Source organism: Plantactinospora solaniradicis (assembly GCF_042658085.1).
GTDB lineage: Bacteria > Actinomycetota > Actinomycetes > Mycobacteriales > Micromonosporaceae > Plantactinospora > Plantactinospora solaniradicis.
Map to the genome: position 1 here is coordinate 1,137,654 of NZ_JBHSPR010000001.1, position 16,774 is coordinate 1,154,427.

General features: G+C 69.4%; 11 protein-coding genes. 5 read left to right on the forward strand and 6 right to left on the reverse strand.

Annotation, left to right across the window (positions count from 1 at the left end; translation table 11 throughout):
• Positions 1-100: 100 nt before the first annotated feature.
• On the reverse strand, positions 101-1,951 hold the full coding sequence (locus ACFP2T_RS05265; protein WP_377417756.1) for a M48 family metallopeptidase: 1,851 nt from the start codon (positions 1,949-1,951) through the stop codon (positions 101-103).
• Between the two features lie 254 nt (positions 1,952-2,205).
• Here ACFP2T_RS05265 and ACFP2T_RS05270 point away from each other — a divergent pair, with 254 nt between their 5' ends.
• Positions 2,206-3,279 carry a PHP domain-containing protein gene (locus ACFP2T_RS05270; protein ID WP_377417758.1) on the forward strand — a complete coding sequence of 358 codons (1,074 nt, stop codon included), beginning with the start codon at positions 2,206-2,208 and terminating at the stop codon, positions 3,277-3,279.
• Here the strand turns inward: ACFP2T_RS05270 and ACFP2T_RS05275 are convergent.
• A complete protein-coding gene (locus ACFP2T_RS05275; protein WP_377417760.1) occupies positions 3,265-4,239 on the reverse strand; it encodes a DMT family transporter in 975 nt (324 codons plus the stop codon). The two genes, ACFP2T_RS05270 and ACFP2T_RS05275, sit on opposite strands and share 15 nt — an antisense overlap.
• A gap of 72 nt (positions 4,240-4,311) precedes the next feature.
• Here ACFP2T_RS05275 and ACFP2T_RS05280 point away from each other — a divergent pair, with 72 nt between their 5' ends.
• Positions 4,312-4,467: a hypothetical protein gene (locus tag ACFP2T_RS05280; protein WP_377417762.1), complete on the forward strand. Its 156-nt coding sequence runs from the start codon at positions 4,312-4,314 to the stop codon at positions 4,465-4,467.
• A 101-nt stretch (positions 4,468-4,568) separates the two neighbouring features.
• Entirely contained in the window at positions 4,569-6,239 is a 1,671-nt protein-coding gene (locus ACFP2T_RS05285; protein WP_377417764.1) for a DUF885 domain-containing protein, read from the forward strand.
• Between the two features lie 93 nt (positions 6,240-6,332).
• On the opposite strand, the gene ACFP2T_RS05290 is transcribed toward ACFP2T_RS05285, so the two are convergent.
• Complete coding sequence (locus tag ACFP2T_RS05290; RefSeq protein WP_377417766.1) at positions 6,333-9,479, reverse strand: DUF7933 domain-containing protein; 3,147 nt, start codon at positions 9,477-9,479, stop codon at positions 6,333-6,335.
• A 422-nt stretch (positions 9,480-9,901) separates the two neighbouring features.
• Here ACFP2T_RS05290 and ACFP2T_RS05295 point away from each other — a divergent pair, with 422 nt between their 5' ends.
• Positions 9,902-10,465, forward strand: coding sequence for a DUF7691 family protein (locus ACFP2T_RS05295; protein ID WP_377417768.1), 564 nt, complete (start codon positions 9,902-9,904; stop codon positions 10,463-10,465).
• 83 nt (positions 10,466-10,548) lie between these two features.
• Here ACFP2T_RS05295 and ACFP2T_RS05300 read toward each other — a convergent pair whose 3' ends face one another.
• The 3 genes from ACFP2T_RS05300 to ACFP2T_RS05310 form a co-directional block, all read right to left on the reverse strand.
• Complete coding sequence (locus ACFP2T_RS05300; RefSeq protein ID WP_377417946.1) at positions 10,549-12,573, reverse strand: ABC transporter ATP-binding protein; 2,025 nt, start codon at positions 12,571-12,573, stop codon at positions 10,549-10,551.
• 80 nt (positions 12,574-12,653) lie between these two features.
• Positions 12,654-14,387, reverse strand: coding sequence for an ABC transporter ATP-binding protein (locus tag ACFP2T_RS05305; protein WP_377417770.1), 1,734 nt, complete (start codon positions 14,385-14,387; stop codon positions 12,654-12,656).
• A gap of 34 nt (positions 14,388-14,421) precedes the next feature.
• Positions 14,422-15,087, reverse strand: a complete 666-nt coding sequence (locus ACFP2T_RS05310) for a TetR/AcrR family transcriptional regulator (protein WP_377417772.1) — start codon at positions 15,085-15,087, stop codon at positions 14,422-14,424.
• A 261-nt stretch (positions 15,088-15,348) separates the two neighbouring features.
• Between ACFP2T_RS05310 and murD the strand changes: the two genes are divergently transcribed.
• Positions 15,349-16,737 carry a UDP-N-acetylmuramoyl-L-alanine--D-glutamate ligase gene (murD, locus tag ACFP2T_RS05315; RefSeq protein WP_377417774.1) on the forward strand — a complete coding sequence of 463 codons (1,389 nt, stop codon included), beginning with the start codon at positions 15,349-15,351 and terminating at the stop codon, positions 16,735-16,737.
• The last annotated feature ends 37 nt before the right edge of the window (positions 16,738-16,774 follow it).

A 16,774-nucleotide genomic window follows, 5' to 3' on the forward strand; every position in this document is an offset into this window, starting at 1 on the left:
GCCCTGACCGGGTCCGGCGAGCCGAGCGAACCCGGCCCGCCGAGCCGAACGATCCCGGTTCGCCGAGCCGAGCGGGCCCGGCCCGGCGAGCCGAGTCGGTTCAGTCCTCCGAGCCGAACGACTTCAGCGCCTTCAGCAGGGTGTCGCGGCTGTTCTTCTCCAGCAGTTCGCTGCTCCAGGCCTCCTGCAACGTCAGCCGGCGGCCGTCGTGCAGCACGACTTCCGCCTTGAGCGGCACCTGCTTGCGTACCGTCGCCGTGGCGAACTCCTCGAAGGGCAGGAACTGGTGCCGGCTGGCCAACTGGGTGATCGGGGCCGATTCGACCAGTTCCCGGAGCCGCTTCGTACCCTTGTCCGCCTTGCCCGGGTTGCTCACGAAGACCAAACCACGGTTGAGCATCAGCAGGTCGTGGTCGACGCCGTCCACCTTGATGTTGGCGAGCGCGGCGAGCAACCGGGCGCCGCTCGCGTCCGCCCGGCGCTGCACCACCTTTCCGGCCGCCGGGTCGATGCCGAGCGCCGTCAGCCGCGCGACGGCGTCCGGCAGGGTCTGCGGCGCGACGGCCAGCTCGGCGATCTCGGCGAGCGGCAACGGCTGGCCGTCACGGCCGACGAATCGGGCCGGCTCCGACCAGGAGTGCTGCCACCGGGCCGCCCCGGAGGCGACAGCGGCGCTCTGCAACAGCGACTCCATCGGCTCCGCGAACTTCCCGGCCGCCTCCCGGCGGGTCGCGTTCGGGAAGAACTGCTCGGCGAACTCTCCGAGCCGACCGCTCTGCACCAGCTCGAGTACGGCCGGCAGCCCGGGATCGGGCGTACCGGTGAACCGGCCGAGGGCCCGGAAAACGGCGTCGGCCTCCCGCTGCACTCCGGCGGCCACCGTCGCGGCAGTGAACTCCGGCCAGGGCAGCATGGTCCGGTCCCCGGCGTCGACCACCAGTTGTTGAAGGCGACGGCCGAGCGCGGTGATGTCGGGCAGCAGTACGCGGGCCGGTCGGTCGTCCGAGGCGCCGGAGGCGTCCGGTGCGGTCGCGATGATGCCGATCCGTTCGGCGATCGGCGGATGGGTGTCCCAACGGGAGCCACCGCCCTCGGGCTCGGCGCCCCGCATCTCGTCCAGCTCCGCCTGGCGGGCCACCAGCAGCTCGTTGAATCCGCCGAAGAGGTCGTCCGGAACGTACCCGGCCTGCCAGCCGGGGTGGACGTAACGCTGGAAGTAGAAGTCCCACGCCGCGTCGAGGACCGGCAACTCGCGCAGGGCGGACGCGGCGGCGACCCGCCCGGCGACCTGTACGGAGGAGCGGTCCGCCTCCAACTCCTGACGACGGGACGCGGCGTTGTCGACGAGCAGGTACAGCCGGGAGTATCCCCGGAACACCCAGCCCACCGGGTTGCGTGGACCGATCCGACTGATCGTGCCGCCCATCGCCAGCCGCCCCCGGTACGCCACCGCGCCGAGCCGGGTGTGCCGACCCGAGTAGTGGCCCAGCTCGTGCGCGAGTACGGACCGGATCTGGTCGACTCGCATCGCCTGGAGCAGCGGGATTCCGATGTAGAGGATGCGCCGACCGCTGATCAGGCCGAGTAGTTTGGCGTCCTCGCTCACCGCCGCGTTGACCTCGGGAACCAGCCGGATCTCGTTCGGGACCCGGGTGCCCACCACGGTGGCCAGCTCGTGCACCGTACGCCACAGCTCCGGCGCCTGGTCGGGGCCGACCGTGAGGCCCGGCGCGGGTTCCGGCTTGGCCCGGATGGCCTTCCACAGCGCGACGGAGACGGCGCCGACCGTCGCGACGAACAGCGGGAATGCGATCTTCAGCGCGATCACGCCGTTCAGCACCGTGCTGATCCAGATCACCAGGGCCACCGCGCCGGCGAGCTGGATGAGCGCGACGACGTAGAACCCGGCGAGCATCACCACCGACGCCAGCGCACGGAAAGTGGCGACCACGATTGTTCCTCCCCCATGAATGCGGTAGCCGCCCGTCGGGCGTAGCACGCGACGGAAAAAGCGGCGCACGGACAGTACGACGGCGATCTTCGCCCGACAACCCCTTACCGGTGGACCTCGCCGGGCCAACCGACCAGGTCCGGGCCGCTTCGGTGACTCGGCGCGACGCAGCCGCGACTCAACGCCCACGGCCGCCGACACCGCAACGCCGGCGATGTACGGCACCGGCGGCGGCCGGGAACTAATGTGGCGGTGTGACCGCCCGGGACCCCCTCGCCGATCTGCGCCGGATCGCCTTTCTGCTGGAGCGTGCGAACGAGGCCAGCTACCGGGTCCGGGCGTTCCGGTCCGCCGCCAAGACCCTCGCCGAGCTGCCCGCCGAGGAGCTGGCCGCGCGGGCCGAGGCGGGCACCCTGACCGAGCTGTCCGGTGTCGGTGACGTGACCGCGCGCACCGTCACCGAGTCGCTGCGGGGCGAGGAACCCGTCTACCTGCGCCGGTTGACGGCGACCGAGGGAATCGACCTGGAGGGTGCCGCGGCCACGCTGCGGGCCGCGCTCCGCGGCGACTGCCACACCCACTCCGACTGGTCGGACGGGGGTTCGCCGATCGAGGAGATGGCGCTGGCCGCGGTCGAACTGGGGCACGAGTACCTGGTGCTGACCGACCACTCTCCCCGGCTGAAGGTGGCACGCGGGCTGACCCCGGACCGTCTGCGCCGGCAACTCGACCACGTCGCCGCGGTCAACGCCGCGCTGCCGGAGGGCTTTCGGATCCTCACCGGCATCGAGGTCGACATCCTCGACGACGGTTCCCTCGACCAGGAGGAGGAGTTGCTCGCCCGGCTGGACGTGGTGGTCGGCTCGGTGCACAGCAACCTGCGGGATCCGCAGGCCCGGATGACCCGGCGGATGCTGGCCGCGATCGCCAACCCGCACCTGGACATCCTCGGCCACTGCACGGGACGGATGGTCGCGGCCCGTCCGCCGGGGGTGACCGGTGCCGGGGACCGGGGCCACCGCGCCCGTACCCGACCGCCGAGCGAGTTCGACGCGGACGCGGTCTTCGCCGCCTGCGCGGAGCACGGCAAGGCCGTCGAGATCAACTCGCGTCCGGAGCGGCAGGACCCGCCGAAGCGGCTGATCCGGCTGGCGGTGGAGGCCGACTGCCTGTTCGCGATCGACACCGACGCACACGCGCCTGGTCAGCTCGACTGGCAGCGGTTCGGCTGCGAACGCGCCGCCCGGTGCGGCGTACCGGCCGACCGGGTCGTCAACGCCTGGCCGGCCGAGCAGTTGCTGGACTGGACCGCGTCACATCCGAGCTGATTCGCTCAACGGCGCCATCCCGGTCGGGACCTCCCGGCGGCGCCGTCGAGTGCCGATCATGCCCTGCGAGACCGCCACCCCGACCAGCACGATCGCCGCACCCGCCGGCTGGTACCAGGCGAGGTGTTCGTTCAGCGCGATGACCCCGATCAGCACCGCGAAGATCGGGATGACGTAGGTGACCGTCGACGCGGTGCTCGCGCCGGCCAGCCGGATGTTGCGCATGTTGATCACGAAAGCCAGGCCGGTGCCGAGCGCACCCAGCGCCAGGACGCTGGCGATCACCTCGCCGGAGAGCCGGGTCGGCACCGGCGGGGCACCGGCGACCAGCGGCGCGACGATCGCGAGCTGCGCCGTCGCCATCAGGAGCTGCCCGGCGGAGAGCGCCAGGCCGGACTCGGGTCGGCCGGCGAAGAACCGCTTCTGGTACGGAATCGCGACGCCGTAACACGCCGCCGCCGCGAAGCAGAGCAGTTGCCCGGTGAACTGGGCACCGCCGAGGCCCTGCCACACGCCGAGCACCACCAGCACGCCGACGAAGCCCAGCCCCAGTCCCACGGCCCGGCGGGCGGTCATCCGCTCGGTCCGGAACACCAGCACCGCCAGCGGCAGCACCACCAGCGGGGTGGTGGCGTTCCAGATCCCGGCGAGCATCGACGACACCCGCTGTTCGCCGTACCCGAAGAGGGTGAAGGGCAGCGCGATCCCGATCGCCGCGTACACCGTGGTGTGCAGCCACAGCTTCGGGTCCCGGGGCAGCCGCTCACGGAGGATCGCCAGCACCCCCAGCAGGGTGATCGCGCCCGCGCCGACCCGGCCCAGCGTGAGGTAGACCGGGTGCATCTCCCGGATGCCGACCTTGATGAAGAGGAAGCTCGATCCCCAGATGGCGGCGAGGACGAAGAAGCCCGGCAGCCAGGTACGGAAGGCGACTCTGTCAGGAGCGGCAAGGGCAGTCACTCCTGACACTCTGCAACAGGGGTCCGACAATGTCCCGCGAGTTTCTCTCCTCGTGTCGGACGACACACGCGGGTGGAGATCGTCCGCCGGCTCCGGCACGCCTCGGTCGAGTTCTTCACCCTGGTCGACGGCGAGTACCAGCGCACCGCGGAGGCGGTCGCCGGGCAGCGACTCCGGGTGGACCAGCCGTTCGAGATCGATCTCGATCCGCGCGAGCTGCTGCCCTGATCTCCGGGTCCTGGCCGAGGCGGGCACCTCCGGCGGGCCGCGGGCGGTACCTGCGGGTAACACAGATGAACGGGACGGCACGGATCACGTAGGGTCGTCCCGTGGGACGAATCAACGAGCTGGCCGACCGCTACGTCGACGACTGGGCGCGGCTCAATCCGATAGGCGCGACCTTCGTCGGCATCGGCGGCCACGACGACCAACTCGGGGATCTCTCACCCGACGGCTTCGCCGCGCAGGCCGACCTGACCCGACGTACGCTCACCGCGCTCGACGCCACCGAGCCGGACTCCGAGGCGGAACGGACCGCCAAGGAGGCAATGCAGGAACGGCTGAACCTGGAACTCGCCCGGTACGACGCGGGCGAGTCGACCAGCGAACTCAACGTCATCGCCAGCGGGCTGCACGAACTCCGACAGGTCTTCGACCTGATGCCGACCGAGGGCACCGAGGCGGTAAGTAACATCGCCGCCCGGCTCGGCCTGTTCGCCGGGGCGGTCGAGGCGTACAAGACGACGTTGCGTACCGCCGCCGAGGCGGGCCACGTCAGTTCCCAGGCCCAGATCGTCGAGGTCGCCAAGCAGTGTGACGTCTGGACCGACCCGGACGGTGACAACTTCTTCCACGCCCTGGTCGAGCGGCTGCCCGCCGACGGCGCCCTGGCCGCCGAACTGCGTCGGGGAGCGGCCGCCGCCACCGCCTCGACCGCACAGTTCGGGCACTTCCTGCGCGAGGAACTCGCCCCGCTGGGCCGGACCAAGCAGGCCGCCGGCCTCGACCGGTACGAACTCGCCTCGCGGTACTTCCTCGGCGCCAAGATCGACCTCGCCGAGACGTACGCCTGGGGGTTCGAGGAGTTGGCCCGGCTGGAGGCCGAGATGCGCGCGGTGGCGGCGGAGATCGCCGGGCCGGGCGCCAGCGTCGACGACGCGGTGACGGCGCTCGACGCCGACCCGGCCCGCCGGATCCAGGGCAAGGAGGCGTTCCGGGACTGGATGCAGGCGCTGGCCGACAAGGCGATCGCCGAACTGCACGGCACCCACTTCGACATCCCGGAGCAGGTACGCCGGATCGAGTGCTGCCTGGCACCGACCAGCGACGGCGGGATCTACTACACCGGCCCCAGCGAGGACTTCTCCCGACCCGGTCGGATGTGGTGGGCGGTGCCGCAGGGCATCACCGAGTTCTCCACCTGGCGCGAGGTGACCACGGTCTTCCACGAGGGCGTACCCGGACACCACCTCCAGGTGGCCCAGACCCAGGTCCGCGCCGACCTGCTCAACCGCTGGCAGCGACTGCTCTCCTGGTCGTCCGGCCACGGCGAGGGCTGGGCGCTGTACTCGGAACGCCTGATGGACGAGCTGGGTTACCTCGCCGACCCCGGCGACAAGCTCGGCATGCTCGACGGGCAGGCGTTCCGGGCCGCCCGGGTGATCGTCGACATCGGCATGCACCTGGAGTTGGAGATCCCGCAGAACAACCAGTTCGGATTCCACCCGGGCGAGCGATGGACCCCGGAGCTGGGCTGGGAGTTCATGCGGGCGCACTGCCGGGTCCCGGACGAGAACCTGCGCTTCGAGCTGAACCGGTACCTGGGTTGGCCGGGGCAGGCGCCGTCGTACAAGGTGGGCGAGCGGATCTGGTTGCAGGCCCGGGCGGACGCCAAGGCCCGCAAGGGAGCCGACTTCGACCTGAAGGAGTTCCACCGCGCCGCGCTCGACCTGGGCTCGATCGGCCTGGACCCGCTCCGCTCCGCACTGGCGCGGATCTAGCGTTCCCGCCAGCCAGACGTATCGGGCCAACCGGGTCCAGGCCATCGCAACCTGGGGCATGAACGTATCGAGCTCATGCCCGCCTTCTTCGAGTTAGGCGACGAAGCGTCTGCGCCGGACCACCCGGTGGCTGATCGTGAGGAGCGCCGCGCCGAGGCCGATCATGGCTAGGGCGAGGACGATGTAGCTTGCTCCTCGGCTACCGGTGACGGGCAGGATGGGTCGTCTGCCGACCGTGATGGTTGCCGAGGCGGTAGCACCCGGGCCGCTTTCGACCGAGGTGACGGCAACCGTCGTGTTGACCTTCGTCCCGGTGGTGGTGGCGGTGACGTTGACCGACACTGTGCAACTCCCGTTGGCCGGCAGGGTGGCGCCGAACAGGCTGATGGTGCCGCTGCCGGGGTTCGCGACGATGGTGCCGTCGGCGCAGGTGGTTCGCGCGGAGTTGGGTGTGGCGACCACCAGTCCCGTCGGGAGGTTGTCGACGAAGCTGACGCCGGTCAGTGACCTGCCCGAGTTGGGGTTGGTGAGGGTGAAGCCCAGCGACGTCGTCCCGTTGAGAGGGATGGTGCTGTCCGCGAAGGCTTTGGAGAAGGTCGGTGCTTCGGCGACTCTGACCGTGATGCTTGCGGCGGCGGGGGTGCCCGGTCCGCTCTGGGTGGAGTCGACGGGGCTGCTCGTGTTGACCTTCGTACCGCTGGTGGTGCCGGTGACGTTGACCGAGAAGGTACAACTCCCACCGGCCGGCAGAGTGGCGCCGGTCAGGCTGATGTTGCCACTCCCGGCGGTGGCGGTGATCGTGCCACCGCCACAGGAACCACTCAACCCGTTGGGAGTCGCCACCACCAGCCCGGCGGGCAACGCGTCGGTGAATTCGACGCCGGTCAACGTCGTACTCGTGTTGGGGTTGGCGAGGGTGAAGCTCAGCGACGTCGTCCCATCGGCCTCGATGACGACGTCCCCGAAGGCTTTGGAGATCGTCGCTGGTGTAGCGGGGGCGACCGTGACGCTTGCCGAGGCGGGGATTCCTGGGCCGCTCTGGGTGGAGTCGACGGGGCTGCTCGTGTTGACCTTCGTACCGCTGGTGGTGCCGGTGACGTCGACCGAGAAGGTACAGCTACCGCCGGCCGGCAGGGTGGCGCCCGTCAGGCTGATGTTGCCACTCCCGGCGGTGGCGGTGATCGTGCCACCACCACACGACCCACTCAACCCGTTGGGAGTCGCCACCACCAACCCGGCAGGCAACGCGTCCGTGAAGCCGACACCGGTCAACGCCGTACCCGGGTTGGGGTTGGTCAGGGTGAAGCTCAGCGACGTCGTCCCGCCGGCCTCGATGATGGCGTCCCCGAAAGCCTTGGAGATTGTCGGCGGCGCGATGACCGCGGCGGCGACCGTGACGCTTGCCGCGGCGGCGGCACCCGGTCCGCTCTGATTCGAGTCGACGGGGCCACTCGTGTTGGCCTTTGTGCCGCTGGTGGTGCCGGTGACGTTGACCGAGAAGGTACAACTCCCACCGGCCGGCAGAGTGGCGCCGGCCAGGCTGATGTTGCCGCTCCCAGCGGTGGCGGTGATCGTGCCACCGCCACACGAACCACTCAACCCGTTGGGAGTCGCCACCACCAGCCCCGCAGGCAACGCGTCCGCGAAGCCGACACCGGTCAACGTCGTACCCGGGTTGGGGTTGGTCAGGGTGAAACTCAGCGACGTCGTCCCGTCGAGAGGGATGATCGCGTCATCGAAAGCCTTGGAGATCGTCGGCGGCGCGACGACTTCGGCGCCGACCGCGATGCTTGCCGAGGCGGGGATTCCTGGGCCGCTCTGGGTGGAGTCGACCGGGCTGCTCGTGTTGACCTTCGTACCGCTGGTGGTGCCGGTGACGTTGACCGAGAAGGTACAACTCCCACCGGCCGGCAGAGTGGCGCCGGCCAGGCTGATGTTGCCACTTCCGGCGGTGGCGGTGATCGTGCCACCGCCACACGAACCACTCAACCCGTTGGGAGTCGCCACCACCAACCCGGCAGGCAACGCGTCGGTGAATTCGACACCGGTCAACGCCGTACCCGGGTTGGGGTTGGTCAGGGTGAAACTCAGCGACGTCGTCCCGTCGAGAGGGATGATCGCGTCGTCGAAAGCCTTGGAAATCGTCGGCGGCGCGATGACCGGGGCGGCGACCGTGACACTTGCCGCGGCGGCGGCACCCGGTCCGCTCTCGGTCGAGTCGACCGGGCCACTGGTATTGGCCTTTACCCCGCTGGTGGTGCCGGTGACGTTGACCGAGAAGGTACAACTCCCACCGGCCGGCAGGGCAGCACCCGCCAGGCTGATGTTGCCACTCCCAGCGGTCGCGGTGATCGTGCCACCACCACACGAACCACTCAACCCGTTGGGACTCGCCACCACCAACCCGGCAGGCAACGCGTCCGCGAAGCCGACACCGGTCAACCCGGTGCCCGGATTGGGGTTGGCCAGGGTGAAACTCAACGACGTCGTCCCGTTGAGAGGGATGATCGCGTCGTCGAAAGCCTTGGAAATCGTCGGCGGTGCGATGGACGGGGTGCAGAACGGCCGAGTGATCGTGTTGTTGATCAACGTGACGGCGCCGTTTCGAGCCAACACCCGCCCGATCACGGTGGCCCCCTCGCCCAACGTCGCCGACTGCAACGCCAGGATGCTTCCGGCGAAGACGGTTCTGGTGTTCAACGTCGCCGAACTGGTGACCTGCCAGAACACATTGCACGCCTGGGCGCCCCGGGTCAGGACCACCCGGCTGTCAGTCGCGGTGATCAGGCTGGATCCCGCCTGGAAGATGAACACGGCGTTGGGATCATTCTGCCCGTCCAGCGTGAGAGTGCCGGTCAGAGACATGGTGGCCGGCGACCTGTACACCCCTGCGACCAAGGTCTGACCGCCGAGGTCCGCACTCACCGTACTGGTCGCCGGCTGCGCCGCGGCGAAGTTGTACGCCGTGGTCAAAGCGGACTGGGCCTGCATCGCCTCGGTGTCACCGACGTGCACCTCGCCATTCACCACCGGCGCGCCCGTGAGCGACGTACCCGGCCACACACCCAGGTCGCCATTGATGACCGAAGGACCGACCGGAGGTGGGACATCCGTGACCGCCTGGCCCCCCAACACCCCGTACGTCTCGGCAACCCCCAACGGAACCGGTGGCTGCGCCCACGCCGCCGGCATCCCCACCAGACCGACGACGATGACTGCGGCGACGACGGTCCCCACCATCGGCACCGCACCAAACCAACGGCGTACAGGAGACGCCAAACGGATCAACGACACGGATTTTCCCCACCGATCAAGATCCTGCCGCGCGGGCGGGATTCAGTACACGAAGGTTGTTACTCGGGCGCTCGCCAACGGACGACACCAGAGGCCATTTTTTGTCCTAACTTGGACATAATGGCATTGAAGTCCCCAGACGGGGCGTAATGGAGGATTCTCGGCGTGTCTGTGGCCGTCGAACTGGGGAGGCGGGTGATCCGGGGCGGGGCTGATCGGGCGACTGTGGTCCGATCACCGGTCGCCGGTCAGCACCGCTGACCACATCGGAACCGACCCACCCCGTACGCACGTGAGCCTGTGACCGATGTCGCACCCTGCGCCTACAGTCGACCAGTGCACTTGCCGGATGTACGAAGGGATGCAGCATGGGTTACGGCGTGATGGCCTATGCGGTCGACATCGACAAGCTGGTGGCTCTCTGCGGCAGCGGTGACGACCGGATGCGGCGGGTGATCAGCGGGAAGTTCCGAAATGACATCTACCGGACCAACGACTTTCTGGGGTGGTCCAACGAGCGTGGTGAGCCCTCGGTCTTCACGGCGATCAATCACCTCATCATGGGGGAGGAGAAGTCGCTCGAGGGTGCCATGTACGGCTATGGGTTCAAGTACATCGTCGAGTTTTCGGGCCGGTTCCTCGACAACAGTCCTTTTTGCCCGTGCCCGTCGCAGTACCTCACCGACACCGTCGACGTAGAGCTGGCAGGCATCGGCGCCAGCATCACCATGAGCGGCCTCATTTTCGGTGGCGCTCCGGTCGAATTCCCCTCCCCGGACGACTTCCCGGCGATCGGGCACTGGACAGCGGACGAGGTCGCCCGCAACGTCGAGCCGCTACGGGCGGGCTCCAGCACCGAATTGAAGACCATCGCGAGTTGGCTCGACCAGGCCGCCGCCACTGGTCGAGGGGTGGTCGGCTTCTACCACTGATCGAGGGTGCACCGGGCAAGACGCCCAAAGGGCCTCGGGCTTTCCCGGTCGGGGAGAGCCCGAGGCCCAGAGCGTCGGAAGGATCAGCGCTGCCGTGGTGGTGCTCCGGCAGGGACCGGTCCGGCCACCACGGCCGGCTCCACGTCGACCGCCGGCTGCGAGAACTGCGCGTGGTAGAGCCGGTGGTACGCGCCCTCGGCGGCCAGCAGTTCGTCGTGGGTGCCCTGCTCGACGATCCGGCCGCTCTCCATCACCAGGATGAGGTCGGCGTCCCGAATGGTCGACAGCCGGTGCGCGATCACGAAGCTGGTCCGGTCCGCCCGCAGTGCGGCCATCGCCCGCTGCAACAACACCTCGGTACGGGTGTCCACCGAACTCGTCGCCTCGTCCAGGATCAGCAGCGACGGGTCGGACAGGAACGCCCGGGCGATGGTGATCAGCTGCTTCTCACCGGCGCTGACGTTGTTGCCCTCCTCGTCGATCACCGTGTCGTACCCGTCCGGCAGGCTCTGCACGAACCGGTCGACGAAGGTCGCCTTCGCCGCCTCGACGATCTGCTCCTCGCTCGCCTCCGGGTTGCCGTACGCGATGTTGTCCCGGATCGTGCCGCCGAACAACCAGGTGTCCTGGAGCACCATGCCGATCTCGCCGCGCAGGGTGTCCCGGCGCAACGCCGTGAGGTCGACGCCGTCCAGGGTGATGCGTCCGGCGTCGAGTTCGTAGAACCGCATGATCAGGTTGACCAGGGTGGTCTTGCCGGCGCCGGTCGGCCCGACGATCGCCACCGTGTGTCCCGGCTCGGCCACCAGGGACAGATCGTCGATCAACGGCTTGTCCGGCTCGTACCGGAAGGAGACGTGTTCGAACTCGACCCGGCCGTGCCGGTCGGTGAGCCGGGCCGGCGCGGCCGGATCCGGGCTCTGCTCCCGCGCGTCCAGTACGTCGAAGACCCGCTCCGCCGAGGCGACCCCGGACTGCAACAGGTTCGCCATCGACGCGACCTGGGTGAGTGGCTGGGTGAACTGCCGGGAGTACTGGATGAACGCCTGGACGTCGCCCAGGGTCATCGCGCCGGAGGCGACCCGCAGGCCACCGATCACCGCGATCACCACGTAGCTCAGGTTCCCGATGAACATCATCGACGGCATGATGATGCCCGAGACGAACTGCGCCCCAAAGCTCGCCTTGAACAACTCGTCGTTCTTGGTGCCGAAGGCCGCCTCGACCTCGCGCTGCCGGCCGAAGACCTTGACCAGCTCGTGCCCGGTGAACGCCTCCTCGATCTGGCCGTTCAACGCCCCGGTGTGCTGCCACTGCGCGATGAACTGCTTCTGTGACCGCGTCGCGATCTGCTTCGTCACCAGCACCGACAACGGCACGGCGACCAGGGCGACCACGGCGAGCAGCGGCGAGATCACGAACATCATCACGACGACGCCGACGACAGTGAGCAGCGAGGTGAGGAGCTGACTCAGCGTCTGTTGCAGGCTCTGCGAGATGTTGTCGATGTCGTTGGTGACCCGACTGAGCAGTTCGCCCCGGGGCTGGCCGTCGAAGTACGGCAACGGCAGCCGGTTGAGCTTGTCCTCGACGTCGGCCCGCAACTGCCGGACGGTGCGCTGCACGGCACCGTTCAGGATGTACCCCTGCAACCAGCCGAGCAGGCTGGCGGCGAGGAACAGGCACATCGCCAGCAGCAGGACCTGGCCGAGCCGACCGAAGTCGATGCCCACGCCCGGCAGGACGTCCATCTTCTCCAGCATGTCGGCGAAGCTGTCGTTGCCGGCCGCGCGGGCGTTGTCGGCGGCCTGCTGGGCGGTAACCCCGGCCGGCAGTTGCTTGCCGATCAACCCGGAGAAGATCAGGTCGGTGGCGTGTCCGAGGATCTTCGGACCGACGACCGACATCCCCACGCTGACGATCGCCAGCAGGATGACCGCGAGCAGGTGTACGCGCTGCGGCCGGAGCCGGCCCATCAACCGCCGGGCCGACGGGCCGAAGTTCATCGACTTCTCGGCCGGCATTCCGACGCTCGCCCACGGCGGGCCGCCCCGCCCGCCCCCGGCCGGCAACCGGGCCGGAGTCGTCCGGGCCGTTTTCTGGTTCATCTCCGCACTCCGGGTCTGCTCGTCCGCCGGTTGGTCGTTGGCGCCGGTGTTCCGTCCGTTCATGCCGGTGTTCCGCTCGCTCATGACCGGACCGCCACGGTCAACTGGGACTCGACGATCTCGGCGTACGTCGTACAGCTCTCCAGGAGTTCGTCGTGCCGTCCGGCGCCGACGATCGATCCGTTCTCCAGCACGATGATCTGGTCGGCGTCGACGATCGTGGAGACCCGCTGTGCCACGATCACCACTGCGGCATCCGCCGTGACCGGGCGCAACGCGGCCCGTAGCCGGGCGTCGGTGCCGAGGTCGAGCGCCGAGAACGAGTCGTCGAAGAGGTAGATCTCCGGCTTACGTACCAGGGCACGGGCGATGGCGAGCCGCTGCCGCTGCCCACCGGACAGGTTCGTTCCGCCCTGCGCCACCGGAGCGTCCAACCCCTCCGGCAGCGCCTCGACGAAGTCCCTGGCCTGGGCGATCTCCAGGCTGGCCCAGAGTTCCTCGTCGGTCGCGTCCGGCTTGCCGTACCGCAGGTTGCTGGCCACGGTGCCGGTGAAGAGGTACGGCCGCTGCGGCACCAGGCCGATCCGTTCCCAGAGCAGGTCCGCGTCCAGTTCCCGGACGTCGACCCCGTCGACCAGCACCGCGCCGCCGGTGACGTCGAAGAGCCGGGGCACCAACCCCAACAGGGTGGTCTTGCCCGCTCCGGTGCTGCCGATGATCGCGGTCGTCTCCCCGGCCCGGGCCCGGAACGAGATGTCCCGGAGCACCGGAGCCGCCGCGCCCGGGTACTGGAACCGGACGTCCCGCAGCTCCAGGTCACCGTGGACCGGGACCTCGGTCACCGGTCGCGGGGCCGGCACGACGGAGGATCCGGTGTCGAGCACCTCGACGATCCGCTCGGCGCACACCGCCGCCCTCGGCACCATGATCAGCATGAAGGTCGCCATCATGACGGACATCAGGATGAACATCAGGTAGCTCAGGAAGGCGGTCAGCGCTCCGATCTGGATCTGTCCGGAGTCGATCCGGGAGGCGCCGAACCAGAGCACCGCGACGCTGGACGCGTTGAGCACCAGCATCACGATCGGGAAGACCAACGCCATCAGCCGGCCGACCTGGAGCGTGGTGGCGGTCAGGTCGGCGTTCGCCGCGTCGAACCGCCGGGTCTCGTAGGGCTCCCGGACGAACGCCCGGACGACCCGGATGCCGGTGATCTGCTCCCGCAACACCCGGTTCACGGTGTCGATGCGGGTCTGCATCAGCCGGAACTGCGGAACCATCCGGCGGATCACCAGGCCGATGGCCAGCACCAGCACCGGTACGCAGACCAGCATCAGCCAGGAGAGACCGACGTCCTCCCGCAGCGCCATGGCCACGCCGCCGAGCAGGGTGATCGGGGCCGCGACGAGCATCGTGCAGGTCACCACGACGAGCATCTGCACCTGCTGGACGTCGTTGGTGTTGCGGGTGATCAGCGAGGGCGCGCCGAACTGGCCGACCTCACGGGCGGAGAACCCCATCACCCGATGGAAGATCGCGGCCCGTACGTCGCGGCCGAAGCTCATCGCGGTCCGCGCGCCGAAGAAGACCGCGGCGATCGAGCAGGCGATCTGCACCCCGCTGATCAGCAGCATCCAGCCGCCGGTGCTGACGATGTAGCCGGTGTCGCCCCGGGCGATGCCGTTGTCGATGATGTCGGCGTTGAGGCTCGGCAGGTAGAGCGAGGCCATGGTGCCGACGAGTTGCAGCAGCACCACGGCGGTGAGCGGTCGGGCGTACGGCCGCAGGTAGCCGCGTAGTAGTCGCATCAGCATCGGCGATCCCCCGTATCGAATGCGCGGTTGACGATCATGGCTGCTCCGGGTGGTGTTGGCGCACCCCGTCGAGCAGCAGGGCAACGATCTTTTCCGGGGGCAGCGGCCGCCCCTCGGTTATCAGTGGGTGGGAACCGGAGAACAGGATCAACTGCATCAGCCGGGCCACCTCCTCGACCGGGTAGCGGAACTGGTCCTGGTCCGGTCGCAGCAGGTCGGCGGTCAGTTCGAGGATTCGCTCCCTCGGCGCCCGGAGGCTGCTGCGGTACTCCTCGTGGTCCTTGGGCACCGGCGGGGAGTGCACCCCGATCGCGATCAGCAGGTTGATCACACCGATCAGGCGGCGTTGCATGACGCCGGCAGCCTCGGTGAGCCGCTCGCGCAGCGGCAGCGCCAGGTCCACCGCGGCGAGTTCGGCCAGCGGCTCGGTGGGATCCAGCGCGGTCGAGACGGCCGCCTGGATCAGCGAGTCCTTGTCCGGGAAGACCCGGAAGATCGTGCCCTCGGCGACCCCGGCGGCCTCGGCGATCTGCCTCGTGCTGACCTTCGTCCCGTACTCGCTCACCAGTGGCAGGGTGGCGGCGATCAAGGCCGCGCGGCGCTCGTCCGGCGGCAGTGGCCGGGCCCGCTTGGAGGGGCACGGAGCCGAGGGCCCGTTGTCCGCGCGGTCCGCCGCTTCGCTGGTGTCGTCCGCTCTCACGAGGAAGAACTGTACTGAGTGAGTCACTCACTCACCACCGATTTTTACCTCGCCCCCCGTCCGGTCACGTGACCAGGGCCACATCCGGCCCGACGCCGGTCGGCGCCGCTGGGCTTCTCTCGATCCTGGGCGCCGCCCGGTCGGCAGTGCGCGTCCCCCACCCGGCGTCGGGCCGCCCCGACTAGAGTTTGGGCGCGTACCAGAACGCGCATGATCGCCACAGCGGACCGCGGGCGATCCGCGGGTGAAGGAGTTTCTCGGGTGCAGTTGACGGAATTGCGTGGTCGGCGCGTCGCGGTCTGGGGTACCGGCCGGGAGGGCGTGGCGGCGGTCAACGCGATCGCTCCGGTCGGACCGGCCGACCTCGTCGCGGTGATGGACCGGGAGACCTACGCCGCCAACCCGTGGACCGGGCGGCTCGCCGAGGTGGCGCCCCTGCACACCGGACCCGCCGCTCTGGAAGCCCTGCTCCGGGCGGACGTGGTGGTCCGGTCCCCGGTGATCGGCGAGACCCACCCCTGGGTGGTGCGGCTGCGCCGGCAGGGCGTGCCGATCACCAGCGGCACCGCGCTGTGGATGGCCGAACACGCCGCCGCGACGATCGGGGTGACCGGCAGCAAGGGCAAGAGCACCACCACCAACCTGATCAGCCACCTGCTCACCGCCGTCGGTCGACCCAACGCGATCGGTGGCAACATCGGCGTACCCGTGCTCGACCTGCCCCCCGCCGACCGGTACGTGCTGGAACTCTCCATGTACCAGTGCGCCGACCTCACCGACTCACCCGAGGTGGCGGTGCTCACCTCGCTGGTGCCGGAGCACCTCGACTGGGCCGGCGGCGAGGCCGAGTACTACCGCCACAAGCTCAACATCGTCGAGCACGGGCCACGGCAGGTCGTGTTCAACGCGCACGACGAGCGGCTCCGCGCCGAACTGGCGGCGCGGGCCGGGCTGCCGCTGGTACCCGCCGGGTCGGCCGCCGGTCCCGAGGGCGGAGTCCACGTGGCCACCGGCCCGGACGGCCACCGCTGGCTGTACGTCGACGACCAGCCGCTCTTTCCGCGTACCGCCCTGGCGCTGGTGGGCCGGCACAACGAGTGGAACCTCTGTGTCGCGCTCGCCGCGCTGCGGGCGGTCGGCGTCGACTGCGTGGCCGAGCGGGAGCGCCTCGCCGCCGCACTGGCCACCCTGCCGGCGTTGGAACACCGGCTCACCCCGATCGAGGACCCGTCCGGCATCACCTTCGTCGACGACTCGTTGTCGACCATCCCGCAGTCGGCGATCCACGCCATCGAGGCGTACGCGACCCGCCCGTTGACGGTCATCGTCGGCGGCGAGGACCGGGGGGTGGACTACGCGCCGCTGCGCGACTTCCTCGCCGAACAGGAGATCACGGCGACGATGATCGGCATCCCGGACAGCGGGCCCCGGATCCTGGACGTGGTCAAGGACGTCGCCACCATCACCACCCTGACCGCCGACGATCTGGTCGAGGCGGTCCGGCTCGGCCGGGAGCGCACCCCCGCCGGCGGGGTCGTGCTGCTCTCCCCGGCCGCGCCCAGCTACGGCCGGTTCGACAACTACGCACACCGGTCCCGGGTCTTCCGGCAGGCGATCCAGGACAGCGCCGAGTCGGGGCTGACCGGGTGAACAGATCCGGTACGCGAACGGGGGCCGGTCACATCGA